The following is a 26,649-nucleotide window of genomic DNA, read 5'->3' on the forward strand; positions in this document are numbered from 1 at the left end:
ATCCATAAGACCCTCTCAGGGTCTTATTCCGTATTTCGCCTGCTTCCGCGGGCCCTTTTCGGCTACCCGCAAATGCGATAAGCCCCCATGAGGGTCTTATCATCACCATTTAGCTCCTTGAGCTTATCCATAAGACCCTCTCAGGGTCTTATTCCGAGTTTGGCCTGCTTCCGCGGGCCCTTTTCGGCTACCCGCAAATGCGATAAGACCCCATGAGGGTCTTAGTCCTATCCATGCTCAGCAATCGGCCCTCTTACGCAAAATGACTTAGTACAAACACCGCAGGCGAATTCCAGTAGATCGTCACTTCGTTTGTCGAGTAGCTTTCCATCACATCGGCGAAGGAAGCGGCAGGTGCTCTGCCTGCCAGATGCTCGCGGGCATAGTCGTCCTGAATGCCAAGGTTGGGCCCGCCGGATACTAGCCCCGGAACCGGATCGTCCACGCCATCGCCTTCGGATGGGCGATGATGCGGATGTTTAACCGGCCGGCTGCCGAATCCCGTTACATAACTGATGCCCATTACGTTCATCCCGAACAGATAATGAACGTGATCCAGCGCCAACTCCGCATACGCAACGGTTCCCGCCACGCGATCCGCGATTAGCAGCAGCATCGCACGGTTAAGCACCAGCATGTTGCTGCCCCATATGTACTCCTCCGGCTGTAAAGATACGCCGTAGCCGTCCTTCCGGCTTACAGCGGCCAGCCGCTCGGCTCGTTCCAACAGACCGGCCCGCAGCTGTTCTATAACAGCCGGATCTCCCTTCCGTTCCGACAACAGATACGAGATTGTCCCGTAACCGCCCATATCGGCCCAGCCCAGCTCATACTTGTCGAATTCCCGCTCCGCCAACTGAAGAAAAGCCTCGTGATACCGTTCTTCTCCCGTTGTACGATATAGCTCGGCCGCCGCCCAATACCGCTCATCGGTGTCCACCTCATCACCATATTCACCGGTTACGATCTCCGGCGGATTACGGAAGCCCGGCACCTCCGGATGCTTCTGAAGCCAATCCCATGCCCGTTCGGAGGCTGCTTTGCATTCGGCAGCAAACGCTGCATCAAAACCTCCGTACACGCGCGCCGACATCGCCATAATAGCAGCAAAGCAGCCCGTTGCCGTGGCCGATACCGGTGAAACGTACAGCTCGTCCGTATCGTCTTCCGGCATTGTATCCGAAGCAGGGAAGCGCAGCGTTGTCAGCTTGTGGAATACGCCGCCGGACTCCGCATCCTGCATGCGGTGCATCCATTCCAGCTCATACCGGCATTCATGGAGCACATCCGGCATCACGCCGTCTGTTTCAGGCAAAGGCACCGCGACAGAGAAAGCTCCCGGATAATATTCATAAGCCAGCAGCAAATCCGCAACGGCTTTTGCACCCGGTCCCACGTATTTGCCATAGTCGCCGGCATCATGCCATCCGCCCCAAGCATCCACTTGCCTCGTTTCATCTCCGTATACGATCGCAGGCGTCAGATGGCAGGCATCATGCTTCCATACTCCCGCATACGGCTCTTCCAGCTCGATTCCGCAGCGGAAATAATAAAACGCTTTCAATAATGCTTGATGAGCAGCCTTATAACCCTCGTCTCCAATGACAAACCAATCCGAGACTCGCCCTTCCTCCGTCTCCAGCTTATAGATCCCCGCTTGCTGCACACTCGAAAAATCCGCCCGGCAAACCTTCCTGCCGCTGGATCTGTCCTCTACGGCAGTCCCGGTTTCCCCCGCCAACACCACTTCGCCCGTTTCCTGGCTAATCAATCTGAACGTTCCGCCTTCACCCTCTATAACAGCCGTTTTCCGGTCCAACCGCCGGAACCCAAGCTGATTAACCGCAATTTTATTCCGTTTCTCCCGTTGCATAAGCAATCCCTCTTCTCTCAGGAAATCATTGATGCCGCTACAGTATAGCTCATCCTCTCGCGAATGGAACTACCGAAACTATAGAACATCCTGCAGGATCTTCACATCTCTCCATTCCAACAACGTTCCCAACGAAAAAAAGGCCCTCATAGCTGAGCAGCCTTTGCATCCAATCGCTTCTATTTCCTAGCGGAACAACACCTTGTCCACATTGTATTTCGCCCGGAATTGATTGATCAGGTAAGTCTCGTAAATTTCCCGCTCCACCGGATCTTCATTCACGTAAATCTCGATCTTGGTCACTTCGTCGCGGTGATTCTTCATTGGGGATACGCTGTCTTCGAAATGCTTCTTAATGCGCGGTCTCAGCTTTCTCGCTTTGCCCACAAAGAGCACGTCTCCTTTGAAATTGTAGAAAATAAAGAAGCCGCCCTTTTCACGCGTAATCAGATGGAAATCCGTAAAGTTGTAAATATGGCTAAGCTGCGGGTTCGTCTGCTTGTAAATCGTAACGTCCGGTTCCGGAATCGTAATCGTAATCAAAAAAATTCACTTCTCTTTCCTTAGTTAGGTCTCCATCGTATTGTATCACATCTTAGGGGAACCAAGCCTTACGCAACCCAATAATTCCTTCACGGATTTTTTGCTCGTTTAGTCCGCCAAATCCAAGCATGATGTACGAGGGCGGACATGCCTCCGGGTGCAGCCAATGCTTCCTTGGCGTATAAGCAATAACCCCATATTCCAATGCCTTCTCCACAAGCTCATCGCCGGAGCGCCCATAGACGTCAAGCAGCAGATGCATGCCCGACCGCTCTCCGATAATGCCGACTTGGCTGCCGAGCTGTTCCTGAATCGTACGAAGTAGCATCCGGTGACGGGCCTGATACAGCTTTTTCATCTTGCGGATATGGCTTTCGAAATACCCTTCCTTCATGAACCGGTACATGGCGGCTTGAATAAGCGGCGATACCGACTGGCTGTACGCTTGCAGCTTGCTTCTGAAATCTTGCGCAGCCCGTTCCGGCATCACCATATAGCTGAGCCGTATTCCCGGCAGGAACGACTTCGAGAAGGTCCCCAAATAAATAACCTTGTCCCCGGTGTCCAGCGCCTTAAGCGCCGGAATAGGCTGCCCTTGATAACGCAGCTCGCTGTCGAAATCATCCTCAATGATATAGCCGTCCCGCTCATATGCCCATTGAAGCAGCTTGATCCGGTTGTGAACCGGCATGATCATCCCTAGCGGAAATTGATGGGAAGGCGTCACGTATACCATACTCGCTGCGCTTTCCCTCAGATGCTCGACCGAGATTCCGTCATGCTCGAGAGGCATAGGAATGATCCTTCGCCCCATGTTCATCAGAACCGTCCTAACCCCGTTATACCCCGGCTCTTCCATCGCAATCGCCTCAGGCAGAGGCAAAAGCTGGGCCAGCAGGCTGACCATCGTTTGCGTCCCGGCGCTCAAAAAAATTTGATCCGGCGCGCAGACCACCCCGCGTGACTGGTACAAATAACGGGCAATCTCCGACCGGAGTCCCTTATGCCCCTGACGGTCGCCGTAGCCGTATACCTCCGTCGTACATTCCTCCAGCGCATCCACCAGGCACTTCTTCCACAGCCGCACCGGAAAATGCTCCAGCTCTACATCGCCGTATTCAAAGTTGATCGCGTTAGGAGGCAGCCTCACCGCGCCGGACTTTACCTCTGGTCTGGCCGGCTTTGACTTCTTAACTCCCTCAAGCTGATCAAGAGGCATGACGTATAAGCCGCTGCGAAGCCGGCTCTGTATATAGCCTTCCGCCAAAAGCTGCTGATAGGCGGTTTCGATGGTATTTTTGCTGACGGACAAATAAACGGAGAGCTGCCGGATCGAAGGCAGCCGGTCATTTTCGCGCAGCATGCCCAATTCGATCTGTCCTTTTAAATAGGCAAATAGCTGCTGATAAAGCGGAATCCCACTCTGTTTATCCAATTCCGGCGTTAAGCTGATCATCCTGTCACCTCAATCTGTACCCCTTATTCCGAACAAAACTGTACCTTTTGACAGGGACAGTTTCCTTCTACAATGATAACACAATGAACAATAAAGAAAGGCAGTGAAGTAAAATGTTTCCCATCCGCTTGCAAAAAAGAGCCTGCACCGATGCTGGCAAAATCGAACGCTTCCTGGGGCAGGCCCGGACCGGATTTCTTGGCCTTGCCTCGGATAATGTTCCTTACGTCGTGCCTTTAAACTTCGTCTGGAAGGATAACGCCATCTACTTCCATGGTGCATCCGAAGGACGAAAAATCGAAATGATTGCCGAAAACCCGGCGGCCTGCTTTACGGTCAGCGAAGAGTACGGCACGATCGCGGATCCCACGCCAGCCCATGTGGATACCGCTTATATGAGCGCCATTATTTACGGGACCATCGAGAAAGTCGTTGATTGGGAGGAAGCAACCGCGGCGATGCAGGTCATGCTGGACAAATACGTTCCCGGTTATTTCGACCGGCCGCTTGCAAGAACCCATCTGGAACGGTACGTCTCTTCAATGGGCAGCAAAACCTCCGTATTCAAGCTGGTATCCAGCTCCATCTCCGCGAAGGAAAGCGAAGTGAATCCGGCAAAAATGTACTTCGAGGGCCGGAAAAGCCACGAAGACCGGCATTAACACCGATCGGAGTCTACAACAAAAAAGAGGCTGTTCCCTCTCAGGGACAGCCTCTTTCGCTTTTAGTTTTTCAATTCCGGAATGACGTATTGAGGCTCTCTGCCGTATAAAGCATCCACAAGGTTGCGGGCCGCAACCATAGCCATGTCGTTCCTCGTCTTCTTCGTTGCCGAGCCGATATGCGGCAGCGTCACCACATTATCGAGCTGAAGCAGCGGATTGTCCGGGCTGACCGGCTCCTTCTCGTACACATCGAGGCCTGCCGCATAAATGCGTTTCGTGCGCAAAGCCTCAATCAGAGCTGCTTCGTCAACCGTCTCGCCGCGCGATACGTTAATAAAGATCGCGGTCCGTTTCATCCGGTTAAACTGCTCTTCGCCGATCATATGCTTGGTCTCCGGCGTAAGCGGAGTCATCAGCACGATAAAATCCGACTGCTCCAGCAGCTCGTTCAGCGCCAGGTAATTTACGCCGAGACGCTCCTCCGTCTCCGGCTTGCGGCTGCGGTTATAATAGGAAACCTCCATATCGAATCCGAATTTGGCGCGCTTGGCAATCTGCTCGCCAATGCGTCCCATCCCGATAATGCCAAGCTTGGCATGATGCACGTCAAGTCCAAACAGCTGCTCGCCAACACCGCGCTGCCATTCTCCTGCACGGACGAGATTATGCAGCTCCGTTACTCTGCGAGCTGCTGCCAGCATAAGGGCAAGCGTCAAATCCGCCACCGTCTCATCCAGCACGTAAGGCGTATGAGTGCCGATAATGCCGCGTTTATTCATCGCGTCCAGATCGTTATGGTTGTAGCCAACCGAAATATTGCTGACTGCACGCAGCTTCGGCGCTGCGCTTAACAGCCGCTCGCTGATTGCATTTCCGGCTGCAAGCAATCCTTCCACGTCGCCGATCTGTTCGGCAAGCTCCTGCCCGGTAATCGCTCTCTCCGGGTTTTGCCACATTTCGCATTCACAATATTGGTCGAGGTATGCTTTTACCTCATCGGATACTTTGGATGATATGTACACTTTTGGCCGCATGCCGTCATCTCCTCTCGCGTTCTGACTCTATTATACCTATCTCCCCGGCGATTTGGCGAATGGTTGCCTTTAACGCCCAAGCCCACTACAATGAAGAAGGCAACCTGTCGCCTGCTGGCGGCAAGTGCGGAATTAAACTTCAACGTAAGGTGGGACCAGCAAAGGTGGAGCCGTTTAACGAGAAAGTTGTCTATGAAAACCCTTTGTTATCCTTGCGTGTCTGGCAGCCGATCCGGAAGGATGACGATTTCACCAACTGGCATTATCACCGGCAGCTTGAGCTGCTCTATATCATAAAAGGCAGGCTGGATGTGGATGTCGAGGAAGAGAGCTACCATCTGCAGCCCGGCGACATCATTATGATCGGCGCTTCCCAGCTGCACCGCGACAAGAGTGTCGGGCATCTCGACTACATCGTCCTGCAGTTCGAGCTGGAGCCGTTTTTCGATCAGAGCACGATTGCTTATATGCGTTATTTCTCCGAGACCGAGAATCCGCTCAGCATGGCCAATTATATTTTCCAAGAGAACGGCAAAGTGAAGAAGCAGATCGGAGATTACATCCGCCAGCTGCATCATGAGGCGGAACGCAAGGAGACCGGCTATGAAATCGCGGTTAGCGTGCTGATCAAGCAGATTCTGCTGACGCTGCTTCGCAACGATAACCGGAAGATGCTCGCCGAGCAGGACGATTTCGACCGACTGCGGCTGAAGCCTGTCCTGGACTATGTCGAGAACCGGCTGACCGACCGGATTCAGGTAGAAGAAGTATGCCGGATCGCCAACATGAGCTATTACTACTTCGTCAAGTTTTTCAAGAAAACAATAGGGATGTCCTTCACGGAATTCGTCAATTACCGGAAGATCAAATGGGCGGAACGTATTCTTCTTACGAAGGATCTAAGCATTACCGAGGTCGGGGAACGGATCGGAATGCCTAACATGGCCCACTTCTATAAGATGTTCAAGAAGTACAATGACTGCTCCCCCAAGCAATTCCAGCGCAAGATGCTGGATTGGAACCGGCAATAGCGCAAACAAAAAACTCGTCCACCTTATCCCTTTGGTGTGACGAGTTTTTTTGACATGACTAATTTATAACCGACGCCGCGAATCGATTCGATCTGTACGGATTGGCCAAGCTCCAGCTTCTTGCGCAGCGAACTGACATGGACGTCAACCGTACGCTGGCCGCCGATATAATCAAAGCCCCAGACTACGTTCATCAAATCATCGCGCGTAATAACCATCCCAGGACGCTGTACGAGATACAGCAGCACTTCGAATTCCTTCGGACGAAGCGGAACGGTCTCCCCGTTCAGAATCACTTCGTACTTCTCCGGATAAATCGACAAATCTCCCACGGTAATGACCTTCTCCGACGTCTCGATCGGCACGCTGTCATCCTGCTGCGTCCGGCGCAATACCGCCGATACCCTCGCGAGGAGCTCCGCAACGCCAAACGGCTTCGTAATGTAGTCATCAGCGCCATGCTTCAGCCCTTGAACGACCTCTTCCTCCGCATTGCGGGCGGTCAAAATAATAATAGGCGTCTTAACCCCGTTCTGGCGAAGCCTTGTCAATATTTCAAAGCCGTTCAAGCCTGGCAGCATGATGTCCAAAATAATGAGATCAAAGGTGCGCTGCAAAGCAGTTTGAAGCCCGGTTGCACCATGATCAATAACAGTCGTATCGTAACCCTCTTGCGTCAGATTATACGATAATAGTCGCGCGAGTGTCGGTTCATCCTCAATAACGAGCACTTTATGTGACATGAGTACCTCCAGCTTGTCCAGCCTGGACACAAATTTTCTACCTTAGTTTAGCACGATTTCATGAAGAATGGGTAAATTTTTCGGCTGGCTGTTATTGCTGGAGAACGGGCAGCTCAATGACAAATGTGGAACCAACGCCTACGGCGCTTGTCACCGCTATTGTGCCTTTGTGCAGCTCAACCAGATGCTTGACGATCGACAGACCAAGCCCGGTGCCTCCTGAACTGCGGGATCTTGCTTTATCCACCCGGTAGAACCGCTCGAAAATCCTCGGCAAATCCTTCTTCGGAATGCCGATGCCGGTATCGCTGATCTGAATCCGGATATGATCCTCATCGATGCTTTCGATATGAACCGACACTTTACCGCCTTCTGGTGTATAGTTTACGCCATTTGCAATGACATTCATCATAATTTGTCGTAAACGGTCCTCATCGGCTTCCACGTACAAGCCATGCTCCATCTCCAGCTGCAGCTTGATCGATTTCTTGGCTGCCTCCGGCTCCATCATCGTAACGGTCTTCGTCATGAACGAATCCATCTCCACCGGCGAGAAATACAGCGGAACACGCTTCGATTCGATTTTCGACAACGCCAATATGTCCCCGATGAGACGGTTCAGCCTGTCGCTCTCGTCATAAATGATTTGCAGGAAGGAACGGGCGGTCTCCTCATCGTTAACCGCGCCGCCAAGAAGCGTCTCGGCAAAGCCTTTTACCGCCGCGATTGGCGTCTTCAGCTCATGCGATACGTTTGCCACGAATTCGCTGCGCATCCGCTCAAGCCGGCGGATCGCCGTCACGTCCGCAAGCACGAGCAGAACCCCGCCGAATTCCTGGTTCTCCTGAAGAATCGGCACCAGGTTAAGCTCCAGCAAGCGTTCCTCCGGGAAGTAGAACGTAATCTCCTCGCGGATATGCTCGCGGCCCTCCAACGCCTCCTGAATCAGCTGGGACAGCTCGTATTGCTGCTTGGCTTCCGCGTAATTCCTGCCGACAAGCTCGCCGGTCGAAATACCGAGGAGTTCTCCGGCGCGGCGGCTCATGAGCAGAATCTTGCCGGCCGGGTCGATCATCATAACGCCGTTAATCATGTTTTCAAGCACGCTCTCCAGCTGGCTTTCGTTTTGCCGGATCCGCGTCATCTGTACCTCGAGGCTTTCGGCCATGGCATTAATAGCATGACCTAGCTCGCCAACTTCATCCTGCTTCCTGACCTTCACCCTTGCTTTATAATCCATTTGCTTGATACGCTGGGCAACCTTCGTAATTTGCTCAAGCGGACGTGTTAAGCTTAAGGCGATCCGGTAACTGATAAAAGCGGCAACGATAAACAAAATCAGCAGCCCGATAATCAATACGGTCCATAGCTGATCGATACTCTTGTCGACTTCCTTCAGACTCATTGCAAGACGGATAACGTTAGAGTGAGGATCGGAAGGATTCACCGCCAAGGCAACGTATAATAAATTCTCCTTCAATGTGTCGCTGTAGCGTATAGCCCGTCCAATGCCGTCCTTATGAGCCTTCACAACCTCAACCCGGCTGCTGTGGTTATCCATCGTTTCCGGAGCATGGTCCGAATCGCCAAGGACGGTTCCGTCTCCTGCTATGAAGGTAACCCTGGTATCCGCATAGGTCTTAAGATTCTCGGCTTCCTCCGTGAAATAAGGGAACAACGACGCGTTATCTCCCTGCTTCCATTCGGTCTTGGCCAGAATGATATGCATCTCCCGGATCATATTGTCCTCAAGCGCATTAATATGGTTATCCTTAAACGTTTTTGCCATGAAGAGGCCGGCTGCGGTTACGGATAACGCAAGGATAATGATCATGGTTAACGTTAATCGGTTGCGAAAGCTGTTCATGGCCTTTCATCTCCAATATGCCTATTTGTCACTCGTTTTATCGTACATGCCGTCATGCGGCTTCGCTAGTCTTGTTTTTGTTAAGTTTTTGTAAAACAAAATGATGCACCGTCGCAAGCGGCTGCTGCACAAGGATAGAGAGCACAACCGGTACGGCAGCCAGCGGGCTGAAATAGCCCAGCGCCAGCACGATGCCAAGCGAAATATTTCGCATGCCGGTGGCATAGGAGACGGTTACCTGCACCTCTTTGCCTCCGAATTTGGCCGTTCCCAGGAAGCCTACTGCATAACATACCCCCACAAGCACGATAACAAGCGGGATCAGCTTCAGCATGTCATGCTTTAACTGGTCGACATACGGCGCAATAGCCGAAGCGTTTAAAGCGACCACCGCAACAAAGCAAAGCTTCGAGATTGGCATGGCAACCGGCTTGACCTTCTCCTGAATACGTCCCTTGCTGAGCTCGTACAGAGCTACGCCAATGATAGTCGGCAGAACAACGATAACAAACAAGTCGAACATAATCGGGCCAATCGCAATATCAACCGAGGTATTAAAAAATAAATGAATGCCGTAAGGCACAACAAGCGGGCTTAACGCGGAGTCCAGCACGACCATCGCAAGCACAAGCGGCACGCTTCCGCCTGACATCCCGACCCACAGAACGGTGGATACGCCAAGCGGAATGATCGTAAAGAGTACAAGCCCAACCACATAAGGAGAGGACGCTCCAAAACATAACGAGCCAAGCCCGTAGGCGACCAGCGGAGACAATAGATGAGCCAATATCAGCGTCCATACCAGGATGCCTGGCTTTTTGACCACCTCGTATAAATGCCGGAGTCCGCAGCCAATGGCCATCGTCAAGGTCACGTAAGCGAACAAATACGGTACGGCTTCCACCATCGGAGCAAGCGTATCGGCAAAAAGAAAACCCAGGACAAGCGATCCCGGGATCAGCAGAAACATCCATCGTTCGAAAAAGTGATTAAACGCAAGTCCAAACTCCCTCGTAAGCCATCCCTCGTTTCTATATGATGTCGATCAACATTATAGCCTTTATAATAGCATACTACTTGAGAGATAACTGTCCGAAAACAAAGAAAGACACCTGCACATTCCGGATGCCTCTCTGATATCTTCCTTCATTTACCGTCACCCGTTTCATCTTGATTCTGTACGTTTGCGGCGGGCAAACAAATATGGATCGTAGTCCCTTCGCCTTCCGTGCTTGTTATATCAAGCGTTCCGCCATGCGAATGTATGATTTGCTGGGTGGCCATCATGCCAAGGCCCGTCCCGTTCTCTTTGGTTGTATAGAAGGGAGAGCCAATCTTTGCGATAAGCTCCTGCGGGATGCCTTTTCCCGTATCGGACACCTGAATCATTAGCGTTTCCGGGCTTGGGCTGGAGGCATGGATATGTATGACCCCGCCGCTAGGCATAGCTTCCATGGCGTTTTTAATCAGATTGATAAATACTTGCTTCAGCTGCGCCGCCACGCAACGAATTTCCGGCAGACCATCCAGGCCCGTTATTCGGAGCTCCACGTTATTCATTAAAGCCTGTGAGCTCATGAGCATGTTAACATCCTGGATGATTTGGCAGATTCGTTCATCCTTGAATTCCTGAGCCTGCGGCTTAGCCAGGTATAACAGCTCGCTCGTAATCAGCTCGATTCTGCGCAGCTCGTCCTTCATAATCGTAAAATAATTAGCGCTAACGCCCGATACAGTCTGTTCGATGAGTTGAACAAAACCTTTCAGCGAAGTGAGTGGGTTCCTGATTTCGTGAGCAATGGAAGCTGCCAGCTGGCCAACCGCCGTCAATTTTTCCGCTTCCAGCAGCTTTGTTTTGTTTTGATTTTCCTGCATAATGCTTTTGGCAACGCCAAAGACTCCCACGGATTCATTATTGACGATAATCGGCATGTTCGTTACTTTCACGTCAATAACTTTGCCGCTCTTGTGAATTGCCTTTGTTTCATAATGCTGCGTAATCCCCTTTGCTGCCAGCTTGAAGAGACTTTTTGTTTTCTCCAGCTCCTCCGCGGGAATAAGCGGAATATAGGACATCTTCAAGAATTCATCCGCCTCATAGCCTAACAGCTGCTCCATCGCCGGATTTACGCTAAGATAATTCCCCTCCAGATCGAAGGCAAATACCGCATCCGGATTATATTTGAAAAGCGAGGCGTAGTGCTGCTCCTTAAGCAAAGACAAGCCTTTTTTCTTCGTAATATCATGCAGGTATACGGAAAGACCGCTCTCGGAAGGATAAGCTTTTACCTCCAGCCACATCGAGATGGGCGGACAGTAAGCTTCAAATTCGACCCGAACCTGCTCCTGCATCGCTTTAAGATAATGCTCGTAGAAAATGCTATAAATCTCTTTTGGATACGCACTCCATATGCATTTGCCAATCGCTTCTTCCGGCGTGCAAGAAAACAATTTGGCTGCTTCTTTATTCATATAAGTAAATTCCCAGGAGTTATTGAGAGCAAAGACGGCATCTGTTATTCGATTAAGAACCTCGCTTCGTTCAACATAATGGCTCATATTTCCTACTCCTTGTCCGAAAATAATTTACCCATAATAAAAAACCTAAATACGAGCCGCATATTGCAGCTTTTATTTAGGCTGATGTCCAGCGATCTATCTGGTTCATTACCGCCAATCATTGATTCGGATTTAAAATGAACACCATGACGCTTTTATCCAGATGGAAATCCCAGTCAACAAACAGATCTATAACCTTTGCGTTTAAAAACTCCTGAAAATGACCATTGTTATGCAGATGCCCTTTTTCAAGATTGCGCTTGGCCAGTCTCAAGCTTTCTTCATGTCCGATCCGGATCAATTCTTTCTCGATGCTGATCAGAATTCCCACCCGAATAACGAGTAGAGTTCTATCATTGATGAGGCAAGAATACAACTCGTCCGGGCGCTTCTGGACCTGCTGGCTGATTAGACTGATTTCGTGCTGGAGCTCATCTTTCCCCGTATATTCGCAACCGAGCAAGGGTTGGCCTTGGGCATCCCGGCCCTCAACGCCAACCATAACGCCCGAATGATTGTGCAGGCCCCAGTCATAATAAAATTCCTGAATATCCATGCCTGCCAGCAGCAGCAGGTAGGCTTTGATCTCGGGAATCAACGACTTCATTAATAGGTCTCTGGTCGATTGAATCGAGTGGATTTGATCTTGCTCAAGAAGAATCTTCTCCGTCGGCGACAGGAAGTTTCTTAGATATAATACGACAAACGGCCGATTGATGCTGACATAAATGGATTGCGGTCCTCTCCCGAAAGCCTCTCTCAGCAATCTGCCAACATAGCTCGCTATTTCGGCTTGAGCCTCTTTTTCCAAGATCATTCATCCTTAATTTAGGCAAAAGCATTATTTCTTTCGCCCCAGATTTATTGTAGTAATATATTCGGAATAACTCAACCGAAACTTTACCTATTATTTTCCTTTGTCCGCATCTTATCCGTTTCTTCATTTAGGATTCGGATTTAGAATAAATACGATAACGCTTTTATCCTCATGGAAATCCCAATCTACAAACACGTCTAAAATCTGCGATTTGATGATCTCCTGGAAGCGGCTGCTGTTAATCAAATAGCTTTTTTCCAGGTTACGTTCCGCAAGCTTCAGGCTTTCTTCGAATCCAAGGCGGATCAACTCCTTGCCGATGCTGATCAGGATTCCCCTTCTGACGACCAGGAGTGTCCGATCATTGATCATGTAGGAATAAGTTTCATCCGGCTTCTTTTGGATTTGGTGACTAATGCGATCGATTTCATCGTGCAGCTCCTCTTTCCCCGTATACCGTTCCTGCGGTCTGAACCCGAGGGAATCATCCTCCGCTTCAATGCCAACAAGCATGCCGGAATGATTATGAAATCCCCAGTCATAATAAAACTCCCTGATGTTCATACCCGCAAGCAGGTGGAGGTAGGCTTTTATTTCCGGCATCAGCGATTTCATGACCAGGTCACGGGTATGCTGCACGGAATTCACCTGATCCTGCTGAAGAAGAATCTTTTCGGTTGGCGATAAGAAATTCCTCAAGTAGATCACGATAAACGGGCGGCTGATATTAACAAAAATCGATTGCGGGCCTTTTCCAAAAGCTTCTCGCAGTAGTCTTCCAATGTGACTCGCAACTTCTTTTTGAATTTGCTTTTCATTTTTTTCCAAAAAATCCATCCTTAGTTTTAGGTAAACCTGATCTTTACCTTCAATATAAAATTCTAATAGAGACAAAAAAAGCCTAAATAAAAGTTGTAAAAAACCAACTCTTATTTAGGCTTATGTCCAGCTCCATCTCTGGTTCATTAATGCCGAATTAGTCGTTAACCGTTAAAAAGCAATTTAAAAAGGCAAAAGCTTTATTTCCTTTACCCAAGGATTATTTTAATGATTTTTTTAAATTAAAACAAGATAAATATTTAAATAAGTTAAGTTAACAAGGCTATTTGGCTATTGTTCTCCGTTTATAATCTTAGTTACCTCTTCGGTGATCGAATCGCCGCCAAGCTCCTTCCACTTCAGGAGGAAATGATCAAACGCATCGACCGGTTTGTCTCCAACAATGATCTGCAAATACATGCTGCCCCTTCCCGTATGGCCGTAAACCATCCGCCTCCTCTTACCGCGAGGCTAACGAAACTACGTATCGTTATTTCGCCTAATTTGCTGTTTCCCATTTCTAACGAAACGTAGTATCGCTATTGGGCTGCATTTGCTCATCTGGCGGGCTTTTTCCAGCTGATAGCGTGTCTGCGTTTCGTTAGAATTCCGAATGCCCTCTTTTCGGGCAAATAAGGATACGTCGTTTCGTTAGAATTTACCGCATGTATGCGGGAGTCCGCGGAATTATGGTAGGATATTGTAAAACAAGTACTGATGCACGAGGGATTAGAGAGGAGTTTGCGTAACGGATGGAAAGTCATTTTTTCGCCTATATGTACCGCCTGAAATATATTGAACGCTGGAGTCTGATGCGAAATACGACCAAGGAGACCGTTGCGGAGCATTCCTTCCACGTAGCGCTGCTTGCCCATATGCTATGCGAGATCGGCAACAGCTTTTTCGGACGCAGCTATAACGCGGACCGCGCCGTAACGCTGTCCTTGTTCCATGATGCGACCGAGGTCTTTACCGGCGATATCCCGACTCCCGTGAAGCATCACAATCCGAAAATGCTCGCAAGCTTCCGCGAGATAGAAGCAATGGCAGCAGAGCGGCTACTCGGCATGGTGCCGGAACAGCTGCAATCCTCGTATGCCCCGCTTCTCGGCAAGCCGGGAAGCACGTTATCCGAAGAAGATCAGCTGCTCCACAAAATCGTAAAAGCCGCAGACCTGCTGGACGCTTACTTGAAATGCCTGACCGAGGTATCCACCGGCAACCGGGAATTTCTCGTGGCCAAGGGGCAGACGGAAGCCGCAATGAAGCAGCTCGGGCTTCCGGAAACGGAGTGGTTCCTCGCCCATATGGCGCCAAGCCTCGGCATGACGCTGGATGAATTATCGTAAAGAGCAGAGTCCTGCTCTTTACGTTTCAGTAGAAAACAGCAATGTTTTTGGGGGGAGTAATCATGACGTTCAGAATAACCAGAGGGCATGTCCTTTTCTTACTCGGAGTTATTTTCCTATTACTCCTTCTCGGGTGGAATTATTTCAGCGGCTTATACTGGCTCGCTGCTGCCGTATCTCTATTCCTTGGTTTCTATCTTACCGTAAGCTGCAAGATTCAAGATGGGATACTTACGAAATCGACGCTATTCTTTTTCAAGAAAAGCCTCGTAATCAAGGACATTAAGTTAATAGAAGCCGTTACCAAAAAGAAACTGGGTTACATCTATATCAATCTCACAAAAAATCCGACGGAAGATTACTACCTTTTACTCTTTAAAGATTTGACGACCTGCAAACTCGATTCTCACTTGTACTATAAGGGTCAATCAATAGGCAGATTCCTGGCCAAGGAGTATAAAATCAAGCTAAAAGAAAAAGAGGTCATGCAGTATCTGTACGGAAATTGATTAACCAAGGCTGGTGAGTCTTATGTCCATTCAAAACACGATGGAGCGGATTAATAGTGAGTTAAATCAGATATTAGGTGAATACGAGTATTGGTTTGCTGCTCCGGAAGCTTTGCAAATGTACCAGCCTCTCGAAGGATGGAGCATCGCTCAAATTCTGGAGCACGTTACTCTTACGAACCATTTTCTGCTGATCCTCATTCGAAAAGGAAAAAACAAGGCCCTTATGCTCGCAGCCAAATTGAATTTGGAAGATTCGCTCAATCATTATCAAGATAATCTGGGAGAGCTGGATCAGATCGCGGAACACAAATCTTTCAAATGGATCAGGCCGGAGCATATGGAGCCAAGGAGAGAAATGCCGCTTGATCAGGTTCGCAAGTTGCTAGAAAGTCAGGTTGGGGAATGCCTGGACATTTTGCAACAATTAAGCAATGGCGAAGGAATCTTGCATAAAACGATGATGAGCGTAAATAACCTAGGCAAAATCGATGTGTACCAGTACATCTATTTCTTGGCTCTTCACGCCAAGCGGCATATTGCTCAGATGCAGAGGGTAAAAACGGAATACGAGCAACAATGAAAAATCGGTCTCCGTGGGAGACCGATTTTTCATTACCGCAATAGAGCAGCCGCGATAGTGGTTTTTCTTAGATTTCCTGCCATAGCCGCTTTACGTTATCCATGGCAATGCGGGAGGCCATGCGGCACTCCTCCATCCCTTCGAATTCGACAGTCAGATAGCCATCGTAGCCGGATTGCTTGATCTGACGGAAGATTCGCCGGAGGTCGAGATCGCCGTGGCCGGCAATCGCGCCGCGCAAATAGGTGCCATGGGCGGACTTGAACCAATCGCCGCCTCCCGGAGACTCGTCGCTAGGACGAATATAAAAGTCTTTAATATGGATCAGCGATGCATAGGGCAAGTTGCGGCTCACGCCAACGAGCGGATTCTCGTCGACGCACAGAAAGTTGCCAACATCGAGCGTCGTCTTGAAGTTCGGACGGTTCACCTCATGCAGCACGCGTTGCACGCGGTCGCTTGCCTGCACGCTGAAGCCATGGTTCTCGATGGTTGTCGTAATGCCGTACGCCGCAGCGTAATCGGCGATCAGCCGGCTTCCCCTCACCATGTGGTGCAAATTCTCCTCGAACCATTGAATCGTCATGCTCTCGGGAGGAAGCGTAAACGCCGTCACGTCATGACGTATGTGCTTCATGCCGAGCCTATTTACCAGATCGACATGATCTTTAACCCGCGCGACTTCAGCCTGGAACGCGTCTTCGCCGTCTTGCACGAAGTTGGCCGGCATCGAATAGTTGGACAGCTCGACTCCAGCTTCCTTGGCCTTCTCCCGCACGGCATCCGCAAGCTCCGGCTGATCGACAAGCGTAAAGCCGTAAGGAACGATTTCCATATGCTCGCCGCCGTTCCCGGCAATCCACTCCACAACGTCAAGCACCGACATGTCCCCCGCCTTAAGCGCGGGGAGCAGACTGTATGTACTTAATCCAACCTTCATAACGTCTCCCCATCTCCCCGAAATGCGTCTTGTATGGCATTCAGCAGCCGGCGGGTCCGGTCGCAGCCGAATTCCCAGAACATCAGACCGCCTAATCCGCTAGCTTTCACGTAATCGCACTTGCGCCGGATCGATTCCTCATCGTCGTAAGAGATAAAGCTTGAACCGTTAAACAAATAAGGCGCGCGAGCTTCCTCGTCCCAATAACGAACAAAGCCGTTTTTGCCAATGTATTCTTCAGTTAAAGCCGTGAAGTCCGGCCCGTACCCGCCAACGCTGCCGGCCATCTGGTGAAGCCCGTTGTTCCGGTCCGGCACCTGATTCCACATCCGCGAATAGAAGGCAGCACCGATTACAATCTTCTCCTTCGGCACCCCGGCACGAACAAACAAATTGACGGAGGCATCCGTACTGATCCGGAACAAGTCTCCCGTCGGTGTATAAAGGTTGGTATGATGACCGGTCAGCACCTGAAACCCGCCGCGCATATCGTAGGTCATAAGCTGAATCAGATCCAGATATTTCTGTGCCTGATCCATCTGGGTTCCGTCAATGTAATACTGATCGGCTCCCGCCGCGATCGTAAGCAGATAATGCCTGCCGTCCAGCTCCCCTAGCTTATCCAGCGCTTCCCGGATGGCAGCGAGCAGCAGCGTAAAATTCGTGCGGTCCTCCGGGCTGGCCCCGATTCCGGCTTCCCCATAGCAAGGATACTCCCAATCCAGGTCAATTCCGTCAAAAGGATGCTCGATCACCACGCGAACCGCCGATTCCGCCATGCGGTTTCTTCCTTCTTCCGTCGACGCCGCTTCCGAGAAACCTCCGGCGCTCCATCCTCCGACGGAGAGCAGGATATTCAACTGCGGACGTTCCTTCTTAATCCGCGCGAGCTCGTCCAGATGGCGCAAATGATCGATTGAAATAGCATCGCTCTTGACATGGCCAAACGCGACATTCAGATGCGTAAGCTTCGCCAAGTCTTCTACAGTCAGCTCGGCAAGATGGTTATCGCTCGCATAGCCGGCGACCACGTAGTTCTGCTTTGTCATTTAAGATTCACTCCCTTTCGCTTGCGATGATTCGTTGGTCTGCCTTACGGCAGCCAGCGCTTGCCATGCCTCTTTCCCCATTCCGATCTTATAGCCCGACGCGGCATAACGGATGCGATCCTTGCCATCCAGCACAAACAGATGCGGGTAGCCCGCCTCGCTGACCGCCGCCTGCGGCAGGGAGACCTGTGAGCGATCTCTCGCGAATCGTACCTCTGTCGGCAATAGCTCGTATTTCGAAGGATCAAACGACGAGGTCCATTCCGCATCGCCGATAATGAGCAGGATCACTCCTCCGAGCTGGTTCAAGGAAACGGCTAGCTCCCCCAACTCGCGAAGCAAATGCTTCGTTGGCTCGCGCTCCGGCTCGATCCAAGCAACGACCGCGCCATCCTCCATGATCTGTTCGCCTATCGTCAGCTCCGAGCCGTCCAGCCCTTCGAGCGGTCTCGCCCGGTCCATAACGCCAAGCACGGGAAGATCGCGGGTGGCCTTGCGATAGGTGAGCCATACATCCGTATTCTCGCCTGCGCGTACGAGGAAATAGGTAAACCGCGCCAATACCGTGCCGTCCCGAAGTCGCATGCCCGTCGTAAGCCGGTACGAACCCGGCTCTGCCTCAAGCAGCTTGCCGTACACATCGCCAAATTTGTCCGGATAGACTAACGTTTTGTAGAATCCGTTCTCCTCAAGACGTGCAACCGAGAAATTCTCGGCATACGACGGCTCTGGCGCATCATCCGATGCTTCGGGATCGCGTTGCAGACGAATGCTGCCCTTGCTCCCGATCGAAGACTGAAGCGCATTCGCGCCTTGCATCGCGTCCCGCCATTCGCCGTCAGCCATGTACTGCGAGGTTAGCTCATGCGGATGCAGCCGCGCCGGTATGCCTAAACTTCGGCAGACGGCTACGAAGAGAATGTTCAGCGAATCCGGGTCGCCCCATTGCAGCTTAAACGTGCCGACCGGATTGCCTTTCCCCTTCAGATTCGGAAGGTCCTCCCATTCGCCATGCCTTTCGCTCAGCCAGCGCATTAGCGCAGTTGGGTCCAACCGAAAGGCTTCCCGCTCCGGCTTCGTAAAAGCCGCTTGGAAAAACTGCCGGTACGGCACGATCAGCTCGTTCAGCACGCGCGGACAAAGCACGTAAGAAACGAAATCCCCGTCCGGCAGGCTTCCGCAAGCGGCAAGTGAGCCGATCAGATGATCGTCCAGCGTGTCCTTTCTCGTATCGATCCAATCTTTCTCGCGGAGGCTCTCCAAAAGCAGCAGCGGCCACTGCCCGTATTCGGCCGTCCGCTCCCGCAGGAAAGACTCGATTTCGCGGAAGTTCCCGCGCGAGCGGCTCAGAACATTCCACACCCGTTCTCCCGGAAGCCCAAGCGAAGCAGCCAATGCCTCGGCATCCTGCTTGCTTGCGAACGTGCTCTCATAGACGGCGCGAAGCTTCGCCCCTTCTTCAAGCCGGCGAGCATGCTCGCTCTCCCGCTCGCCGGACAAGGGTTCTGCAGGTTCGCCTTCGCCTTCCGGCGGAGGAACCATATCCAGATCAAAGATGCCTTCCGGCTGCCCCGTTCGATCCATAACCAACTCATGGAGGTAATCCCCATAAGCAGCCAGCTTAACCTCGCCCCATCGGCCGTTCCAAGCACCGCGGACCAGCAGATCGCCATACCCCGTCTTAAAGCTGACTTCTCCCCGTTCGTCCGCCAAGAGCGTCGCGATCGGATAAAATTCAGCCATGTTGTAAAGCTCGAAGCGCACTTCGGCGCCCGGGACAGGATTTCCGGCACTGTCTTTGACCGATAGATTAACGGTACGCGTTGGGGCGTAGTTTTCGAGCAAATTAATCTCCGTAAACCAATCGCTTGCTACCGTAATATCCTCCGGACCCGGATAGTCGGCCAGGATGCGCGTATTCAGAAGCATCGCCCGTCGGGCCGGCGGGCCGAACCACCCTTGGTCGAGCCGCGCTTCCGGCTCGCAGGCGCCGAGGTAATGCCATTTTCCGTCGGCCCAAGCCTCTACCCAGGCATGATTATCGTCGCAATGCGCCCACCTGGGCGTATAAACCTGGCGGGCGGGAATGCCGATGCTGCGCAGCGCCGCAACCGCCAGCGTCGACTCCTCGCCGCAGCGGCCCCTTGCGCTCTTGATCATCGTAAGGGGCGACATCGTTCTCAAATCGCTGCCGGTATAGGCAGCCTTCTCGTGACACCAATAATTCGTCTCCAGAATGGCCTCTTCCATCGTCAGCGACTTTATGCGATAGGCTAGCTCGTTGAACAAAATGCCGCGGTGATCCTCGATATTTTCCGTATTGACCCGGTAGGGGAGAACATAATGCAAGAACAGGGAGTCGGGCACCCGATCGCCCCAAGGGACAAGCCGGCGAATCGCCAGCGTCCTGCGCACATGGCTCAAGAACAAAGCGCCGTCATAATCCGCGAGATCGTTCACCGGCATATAGGCAAACAAATATTTGAGCGCCCAGCACTCTTCCTCCGTCAGTTCCTCCCGAAATACATCGAATAACTCGTGTTCCCTGGCCTGCGCCAGCTGGCGTTTTCTATTGAATTTGCTCTCGATCAGATCCCGCTCCGCCCGATTCAGCGAAAACGGCGAAGTCCAAGTCGTCATGGTCCCACTCTCTCCTTCCACAGCTTCCCGTCCTCGCGAATGCACCACAGCGACGTTCCATCCTCCGACAAGGCCGAGATTTGAAACAGGCTGCGCGTCGTCTCGACGGCTGCTTCGATGGACCACCCATCGCCTTCCATCAATCGCTTCGCATCCGCTTCATACCTGCCTTCAGCCGCGTAATGGTTGCGCTGGCGGTAATACAGCTTCCGCAGCTCCCACTTGATGCGCTCGTCCTCCGGCATCGCAAAAGAATGCGGACCGTCTTCGCCGGAAAACACCACATAGCCCCACAGCTCCGGGTAATGCATGTTCACTATGCCCATCGGCGACCACACCCAGTTGTCCTCCGGATAGGGCTTGCCGATCTTCGGATTGATCACCTTGCGGTAGCCGCCTTCCGCCGGCTCCGCCTGCCATTCCACCCTGGAAAAGTTAATGCGCCAGAACTCACCGATAAGCGGCGGCCTGCTCTCCGCCGCGCACTCCCGCAAGCTGGCCCAAGGAATAGCGATTTCGACGCTCCACATGCGGTTGTCCGCCGCTGGATTGTTCAGCTCGCCTTCGATATAAACGGCGCTCCGGAGTCCGGCTATATCCCAGCCGTTCACCGGCGGTCCGCCGTCGCGGTACGGCTTGACGAGAAGCAGATCCCATACCGTATTCAGCGCATTGATCTCGATCTCGTAATAACCATGCGTGTCCCCGTCAGGATCGATAAAAATTTCAAAATCGTTATCGTAAAAAATAACCGAGTCCCGCTCAGTAAGCGTTGCCCAGATCTGATCCTCAAACAGCTCCGCTCCGACATACAAATATTCGTCGTCCCACAGCATTTTGACGCGAGTCCGCTTCGCCGGCTTAGGTCGAACATCCCCTTCGATATCCGTAAAATCCTCGGTCCAGTCGGCCGCTTCCCAGAACGGCTTGTTTAAGCATCCGTCAAGCGCGAGCGGCCCTGTGGCACGCCGGCAAATATAATGCCTTGGCCCGTAATCGATCACCGGCTCCGGCACTCCGCTAAGCATCATGTCCTGTCCCCCGATCGCATTGTTCTGGCTAGTTATGGGTCACTACGGCTCCTGCGCCTCCGTAAAACTTTACTTCCTCGTCAAATTCCAGCTTCAACACCGTTACGTGCTCATGCGTGTCTTCCGCCGTTAGACCGATCCAGGTCGTTCCCGGAATATCGAACCAAGGAACGCCTCCATGAATGTGATGCGACAGTTCTTTCCCCGAATGCAGCACGGTAATCCGCTTAATCGGATTGCATAACCCTTTCAGGCATACATGTTCCTTCGGATCGTCATAGACGAACAGGTAGAGTGTCTTCTTATCGGGGGTCAACGTGCTTCCGCCCAAATAATAACGCGTCATGATGCCTTCTCTCGTTCCGTAAACCGCCTCCGCATGCTGACGGATCCATTCGCCGAGGCCAAGCAAAATATCTTCCTGACGCTTGTCGATTGTACCGTCCTCCCGCGGCCCGATGTCCAGCAGCATGTTTCCGCCCATGGAAATGCAGTCGCAGAACATCCGGATAATCATGCCAAGCGATTTATAACGGTTGTCGGTCGGCACATAACCCCATGAGCCGTTAATCGTCGTGCAAAATTCCCAAGGCCCTTCCGGTCTCGTAATGGGAAGTCCTTGCTCCGGCGTCTTGTAATCGCCATGTCCCTGCAGCCGCGAGTTAACGATCACATCGGGATTAAACGACTTCAGATACTGCTTGAACGCCGGCAAATTCCATTGGTCAGCGCTTCGCTCCCAATCCCCGTCGAACCACAGCAGATCTACCCGGCCGTAATTCGTCAGCAGCTCCCGAAGTTGGCCTTCATTGAATCTTAGGAACCGCTGCCATTTGTCCCCGTCCTCGATACCGTCCGCCGGACTGGAAAACCGGTTGACCTGGCTCAGATCCTCGGGAATCCTGCCGTCCTGATAGACGCTTGGATAATCCGGGTGCGACCAATCAATCAGCGAGTAGTACAGGCCAAGCCGAATATCCCGCTTCGCTATCGCGTCCGCGAACGGCTTGACCAAATCCCGTTCTGCCGGCGTCTTCTTCACGACATTCAGGTCGCTAAGCTGCGTATCCCACAATGCTACGCCATCGTGATGCTTGGTCGTCAGAACGGCATACCTCGCACCCGACTTCTCGATCAGATCGGCCCACCTTTCCGCATCGAAGCTTGAAGCCGTAAACCCGCCAAGCTGCTTCATATATTGCTCATAGGTCATGTTCCCGTTGTAGAAGGACCATGATTCCGCCACGCCGTCAACCGCGTAAATTCCGTAATGAATGAATATGCCCAGCTTGGCGTCTTCGAACCAACTCTGCATTCCGAATCATCCCTTCTAGCGATAGTTATGCATGAATCCGGAAGACATGCGCGATTGGCGCTTCCTTCGCGGAGCGCTCCGTTTCCGGCAGACGAATGGCAATCCCGCTTTCGGTACGGCGATAGGCAAGCCGCTCCTCTCCGCCGACCAGATCGATGCTTCCGGCCTCTCCGTTCCAAGGAATAACAGTCTCCTCCGGTACTTGCTCGTTTGCGTCCTTGTACAGGTAAAACGCATAGACGACGCCGTTTTTCTGAGTAAAGCATGTATTCCCCTCCGAATACGGCTCGCAGACCCGAGTGCCATAGATCGCTTCACCGTAAACGTTCAGCCATTTTCCCATTCCTTTCATGCGGGCGATCGCTGTCTCGGGCAATCTGCCATCCGGCTGAGGGCCGATGTTAAGCGCCAGGTTGCCGCCTTTTGCCACAATTTCGATGAGCAGCTGGATAAGCTGACGCACCGATTTGTAACGGTCCTCGTAACGGAAAGAAAACGACGTCCCCATCGTAATGCAGCTCTCCCACGGCACATGCAGCGCCCGTTCCGGCAGCGTCTGCTCCGGCGTGATCAGGTTCTCGTAAGGTCCTCCGACGGTCCGGTCCGCCGAGAGCAGCCAAGGCTGGATTTCTCGCGCCTTCTCGACCACTTCTCCCAGCCGGATATTTTGTTTGCGGTAATCGTTCACCCAGCCGGCGTCCAGCCACAGCACGTCTATCCGGCCGTAATTCGTCATCAGCTCCATAATCTGCTCATGCGTAAATTGAACGAATTTCTCCCACAGCCACGGGTATTCCGTAGGATCGTAACTCGGTCCTCTGGATGTCTTCGTATCCGGCCGTATTCCCGGCGTCCAATAATAGGGAGAATGCCAATCCGCTTTGGAGAAATAGGCGGAGATGCCAAGCCCCTTGTCCCGGAACGAGTTGAACAGGTGCTTCACGATATCCGCGTGCTTATGGGTATGGAACGGACATTCTTGTCCCGTAATGCGATATTCGGTCGTGCGCGTATCCCACATGCAGAACCCGTCATGATGCTTGGTGGTGAAATTCAAATATTTGAAGCCGTTCTCCGCCGCAAGCTCGGCCCACAGCTCGGGCTGGAAACGAAGCGGATTAAACGTCTTGTTCAAGGCAAAATATTGCCGCTTCAGCTCTTCCGAATCGATATCCCAGTCGATACCGTCCCGGGACCAATCCCCGTCCTCGTCGCTCAAAGCCCATGATTCAACCAGGCCCAGCTGGGAGTAAGGCCCCCAGTGCATCATCAAGCCAAGCTTCTGATCCTTGAACCACTCGAGCCGCTCGAGCAGCAGGGGATCCTCCGGCTTCACCCAGCTCTCCTCGCTGCTGTAGTTATGTACCCCTTGCTCGACTGCTTCTTCCGATTCCGCAATTGCCTGTTCCTTCTCACTCATCCTAATTCCTCCTAAAAAACCATTCTTTCAATCCGATTAACGTTGTATAATAGATTTAATTTTCAGATATTTAAGATTTGTAAAAGAGATAGATAACCGTTGTCAGGGGGCGTACCATTTGAACCGGAACTATTTCAAGTCCAAGCTTTTTCTGAAATACACTTGGTCCTATTTATTCATCTTGTTGATTCCTTTGATTTTTACGTCGATCTTTATTTATGAAAACGCATCGCACCGCCTTCGTTCCGAAATCGAACGCTCCCATCTCGACCAGCTGACGCAAGCCGAAACGATCATCGACGGTCGAATGAAGGAACTAAGCGAGATTGCGGTCCGCATCTCGTACGACCACAGGCTTGCCTCTTACCTCGTGCACGATCCGATTCATAGCGGAGAAGCCATTGAAGCCCTTGACCAATACAAAGCGACAAGCTCGATCATCGGGGAGCTGTACTTGTATTTCCACAAGGACGACCGCATTTATTCCAGTGAAGGGATGAACCATTTCGACGTATTCACGAGCAATCTTCTGTTCCAGAATTGGAATAAAGACGCGGTATACCAGGATTTAAACGACGTCAAATTCCCGACAATGCGGCCTGCCGATATGGCAAGCAACTCTTCCGGCCGGAAACAATCGATGCTCGCCTATCTGATTCCGATCAAACCTAATAATCCGAATCCATACGGAACGGTTATGTATTTGATCCAGAAATCCGAGCTGACGAGCCTCATCGATTCCATTCTGGGCAATTATCAGGGCCAGTCGTATATTCTCGATAACCAAGGCCAAATTCTGGTGGACAACCTCCAAGGCGAGACGTTATCGGATACGGACACCCGTTCTTTGTTCGGTCATTTGACCCCGGGTATTCAAAAGCATGTTCTAAACGGCAAGGAGCATTCGATCGTCTCCGTCCAATCGCCGGTCAACGGCTGGACCTACGTGACCATCATGCCAAGCGAGCAATTCTTCAGCAGTGTCCTGCATGTTCGCAGCTTTATCATTATGCTGCTCATCTTTGTTGTGGCCGCCGGAGCGGCAATCGCGCTGCTCTTGGCCCGCATGCAATACCAGCCGATTTCCACGCTGGTTGAGTTCGCTGCCTCCAAGAGCTGCAAGCCTCTGAGCCGTCCCGGCGAGTCCCGCAACGAATTGGACCGAATTCGGACAACGCTGCTGGAATACAGTGCCCGGGTCGATCTGCAAGAGCCGTTCGCCCGCCATCATCTGCTCTCCATGCTGCTCCGGTTCGGCAGCTCGCGGATTCTGACGCCGGAGTTAAGAGAGGCGCTGGACCTCCGATTCGACCGCTCGCTTCACTTCGTCATGGTGATTGGCTGGATTAGCAGCGAAAAAAACGGCGTATTGGAGCATCAGCAGATACTCGATCTGTTAACGCATATGGAGTTCCCGAATCTGAACAGCCACGGGTACGGCGTCGAGCTTTCCCAATTAGGCCAGATCGGCGTCCTGGTCAGCTTCGATCCGGATGAAGCTGCCGGCGAATTCGAACACAAGCAGCTTATCGTTGAAGCTTTGCGCAGTCATTTGACGGACTCTTGCCAGATTCAGCCGGTCATCGGCGTCGGCACGAGCTATTCCGGTCCGGAGGGGCTGAATCAAAGCTATATCGAAGCCTGTTCCGCCTACGACCTGCGAGTATCATCGAGCGCCGGATCGGTGAATTATTTCGAGAAACAATCGGTTGCGACGGAGCAAACCTTCTGGATACCGAACAACACATTGTTAAAGCTCTCCCAGAGCTTAAAGCAAGGCAGCTTCGAAGTAGCTTCGCAAATGATCCAGTCGGCCATCCTGAGCCTGCGGCAGTCCGAGCAGTCCACGCTGCTCATCCGCTGCATCGGCATCGATCTGTTGAATACCATTCTGAAGACCGCCTCCGAACTCGAGAACCAGCGGCTGATTCAAGAAATTGCGCCGCAGATGATCTCGGGCCAATCGCTGGACGAGCTGGAGCGCAATCTCCTTCATTTGGCTTCCCGGCTATGCGAGCAGGTGGAGCAGGCCAATCAGAAGGAAGAACAATCGCTTACCGACCGGATGATCGCTTACATCGAAGAACATTTTGCGGACAATGCCCTTAGCCTCGAGACGGTCGCTTCCGAATTCAGCCTGTCGCCGTCCCACGTCAGCCGCTCCTTCAAGGAGAAGATGGGCGTGAACTTCGTCCAATACATCTGGCAGAAAAGGCTGGAAGAAGTGATGCACCAGTTGAAGACGACGGACGATTCTCTCAAAGACATCATTGTCCGGGTCGGCTACGTGGACGCGCCTAACTTCATCCGCAAATTCAAGAAGGAGACCGGCTACACGCCGGGGCAATACCGCAAAATGTTCGCGTACGTCCAATAGAATCAACCGCCAACGACCGGGGTCGTTGG

At 51.9% G+C, this 26,649-nt stretch carries 22 protein-coding genes; 5 read left to right on the forward strand and 17 right to left on the reverse strand.

Features of this window, described 5'->3' with window-relative positions; genetic code table 11:
* Positions 1–253: 253 nt before the first annotated feature.
* The 3 genes from PGL01S_RS12385 to pdxR all read right to left on the reverse strand — a co-directional run bounded on the left by PGL01S_RS12385 (position 254) and on the right by pdxR (position 3,872).
* A complete protein-coding gene (locus PGL01S_RS12385) occupies positions 254–1,873 on the reverse strand; it encodes a glycoside hydrolase family 9 protein (protein ID WP_127494953.1) in 1,620 nt (539 codons plus the stop codon).
* Positions 1,874–2,059: 186 nt separating this feature from the next.
* On the reverse strand, positions 2,060–2,416 hold the full coding sequence (locus PGL01S_RS12390; protein ID WP_116393783.1) for a nucleotide excision repair endonuclease: 357 nt from the start codon (positions 2,414–2,416) through the stop codon (positions 2,060–2,062).
* Positions 2,417–2,468: 52 nt separating this feature from the next.
* The gene (pdxR, locus tag PGL01S_RS12395; protein ID WP_127494954.1) at positions 2,469–3,872 is read right to left on the reverse strand and encodes a MocR-like pyridoxine biosynthesis transcription factor PdxR; all 1,404 of its coding nucleotides are present in this window, start codon (positions 3,870–3,872) and stop codon (positions 2,469–2,471) included.
* Positions 3,873–3,985: 113 nt separating this feature from the next.
* Between pdxR and PGL01S_RS12400 the strand changes: the two genes are divergently transcribed.
* Positions 3,986–4,534, forward strand: a complete 549-nt coding sequence (locus PGL01S_RS12400; RefSeq protein WP_127494955.1) for a pyridoxamine 5'-phosphate oxidase family protein — start codon at positions 3,986–3,988, stop codon at positions 4,532–4,534.
* Positions 4,535–4,596: 62 nt separating this feature from the next.
* Here the strand turns inward: PGL01S_RS12400 and PGL01S_RS12405 are convergent, their stop codons facing one another.
* Positions 4,597–5,571, reverse strand: coding sequence for a 2-hydroxyacid dehydrogenase (locus PGL01S_RS12405; protein ID WP_127494956.1), 975 nt, complete (start codon positions 5,569–5,571; stop codon positions 4,597–4,599).
* Positions 5,572–5,630: 59 nt separating this feature from the next.
* Between PGL01S_RS12405 and PGL01S_RS12410 the strand changes: the two genes are divergently transcribed.
* Positions 5,631–6,602 carry a helix-turn-helix domain-containing protein gene (locus PGL01S_RS12410; protein WP_244935575.1) on the forward strand — a complete coding sequence of 324 codons (972 nt, stop codon included), beginning with the start codon at positions 5,631–5,633 and terminating at the stop codon, positions 6,600–6,602.
* 23 nt (positions 6,603–6,625) lie between these two features.
* Here the strand turns inward: PGL01S_RS12410 and PGL01S_RS12415 are convergent, their stop codons facing one another.
* From PGL01S_RS12415 to PGL01S_RS30820, 7 genes are all read right to left on the reverse strand, one after another.
* A complete protein-coding gene (locus PGL01S_RS12415) occupies positions 6,626–7,345 on the reverse strand; it encodes a response regulator transcription factor (RefSeq protein WP_116393787.1) in 720 nt (239 codons plus the stop codon).
* A gap of 91 nt (positions 7,346–7,436) precedes the next feature.
* Positions 7,437–9,212, reverse strand: a complete 1,776-nt coding sequence (gene pnpS / locus PGL01S_RS12420; protein ID WP_127494957.1) for a two-component system histidine kinase PnpS — start codon at positions 9,210–9,212, stop codon at positions 7,437–7,439.
* Between the two features lie 52 nt (positions 9,213–9,264).
* Positions 9,265–10,182: a bile acid:sodium symporter family protein gene (locus PGL01S_RS12425; protein WP_127494958.1), complete on the reverse strand. Its 918-nt coding sequence runs from the start codon at positions 10,180–10,182 to the stop codon at positions 9,265–9,267.
* 176 nt (positions 10,183–10,358) lie between these two features.
* Positions 10,359–11,771 carry a PAS domain S-box protein gene (locus tag PGL01S_RS12430; protein WP_127494959.1) on the reverse strand — a complete coding sequence of 471 codons (1,413 nt, stop codon included), beginning with the start codon at positions 11,769–11,771 and terminating at the stop codon, positions 10,359–10,361.
* 118 nt (positions 11,772–11,889) lie between these two features.
* A complete protein-coding gene (locus PGL01S_RS12435) occupies positions 11,890–12,582 on the reverse strand; it encodes a Na-translocating system protein MpsC family protein (protein ID WP_373864157.1) in 693 nt (230 codons plus the stop codon).
* Positions 12,583–12,711: 129 nt separating this feature from the next.
* The gene (locus PGL01S_RS12440; RefSeq protein ID WP_127494960.1) at positions 12,712–13,416 is read right to left on the reverse strand and encodes a Na-translocating system protein MpsC family protein; all 705 of its coding nucleotides are present in this window, start codon (positions 13,414–13,416) and stop codon (positions 12,712–12,714) included.
* Positions 13,417–13,698: 282 nt separating this feature from the next.
* Positions 13,699–13,857: a hypothetical protein gene (locus PGL01S_RS30820; protein WP_164775450.1), complete on the reverse strand. Its 159-nt coding sequence runs from the start codon at positions 13,855–13,857 to the stop codon at positions 13,699–13,701.
* Between the two features lie 302 nt (positions 13,858–14,159).
* Between PGL01S_RS30820 and yfbR the strand changes: the two genes are divergently transcribed.
* Positions 14,160–14,756, forward strand: coding sequence for a 5'-deoxynucleotidase (gene yfbR / locus PGL01S_RS12445; protein WP_127494961.1), 597 nt, complete (start codon positions 14,160–14,162; stop codon positions 14,754–14,756).
* Between the two features lie 531 nt (positions 14,757–15,287).
* The gene (locus PGL01S_RS12450) at positions 15,288–15,848 is read left to right on the forward strand and encodes a DinB family protein (RefSeq protein WP_127494962.1); all 561 of its coding nucleotides are present in this window, start codon (positions 15,288–15,290) and stop codon (positions 15,846–15,848) included.
* Positions 15,849–15,915: 67 nt separating this feature from the next.
* Here PGL01S_RS12450 and PGL01S_RS12455 read toward each other — a convergent pair whose 3' ends face one another.
* The 6 genes from PGL01S_RS12455 to PGL01S_RS12480 are packed head-to-tail and all read right to left on the reverse strand — an operon-like array spanning position 15,916 to position 24,243.
* Positions 15,916–16,788: a sugar phosphate isomerase/epimerase family protein gene (locus PGL01S_RS12455; protein WP_127494963.1), complete on the reverse strand. Its 873-nt coding sequence runs from the start codon at positions 16,786–16,788 to the stop codon at positions 15,916–15,918.
* Positions 16,785–17,837, reverse strand: coding sequence for a glycoside hydrolase family 18 protein (locus PGL01S_RS12460; protein WP_127494964.1), 1,053 nt, complete (start codon positions 17,835–17,837; stop codon positions 16,785–16,787). Before PGL01S_RS12460 ends, PGL01S_RS12455 begins: the two co-directional genes overlap by 4 nt.
* Entirely contained in the window at positions 17,838–20,477 is a 2,640-nt protein-coding gene (locus PGL01S_RS12465; protein WP_127494965.1) for a transglutaminase-like domain-containing protein, read from the reverse strand.
* Positions 20,474–21,508: a carbohydrate-binding family 9-like protein gene (locus PGL01S_RS12470; protein WP_127494966.1), complete on the reverse strand. Its 1,035-nt coding sequence runs from the start codon at positions 21,506–21,508 to the stop codon at positions 20,474–20,476. Before PGL01S_RS12470 ends, PGL01S_RS12465 begins: the two co-directional genes overlap by 4 nt.
* A gap of 28 nt (positions 21,509–21,536) precedes the next feature.
* Positions 21,537–22,823, reverse strand: coding sequence for an alpha-L-fucosidase (locus PGL01S_RS12475; RefSeq protein WP_127494967.1), 1,287 nt, complete (start codon positions 22,821–22,823; stop codon positions 21,537–21,539).
* A gap of 25 nt (positions 22,824–22,848) precedes the next feature.
* Positions 22,849–24,243, reverse strand: coding sequence for an alpha-L-fucosidase (locus PGL01S_RS12480; RefSeq protein ID WP_127494968.1), 1,395 nt, complete (start codon positions 24,241–24,243; stop codon positions 22,849–22,851).
* A 118-nt stretch (positions 24,244–24,361) separates the two neighbouring features.
* Here PGL01S_RS12480 and PGL01S_RS12485 point away from each other — a divergent pair, with 118 nt between their 5' ends.
* Positions 24,362–26,620, forward strand: coding sequence for a helix-turn-helix domain-containing protein (locus PGL01S_RS12485; RefSeq protein ID WP_127494969.1), 2,259 nt, complete (start codon positions 24,362–24,364; stop codon positions 26,618–26,620).
* The last annotated feature ends 29 nt before the right edge of the window (positions 26,621–26,649 follow it).

The sequence above is a fragment of the Paenibacillus glycanilyticus NBRC 16618 genome (assembly GCF_004000805.1).
Lineage (GTDB): Bacteria > Bacillota > Bacilli > Paenibacillales > Paenibacillaceae > Pristimantibacillus > Pristimantibacillus glycanilyticus.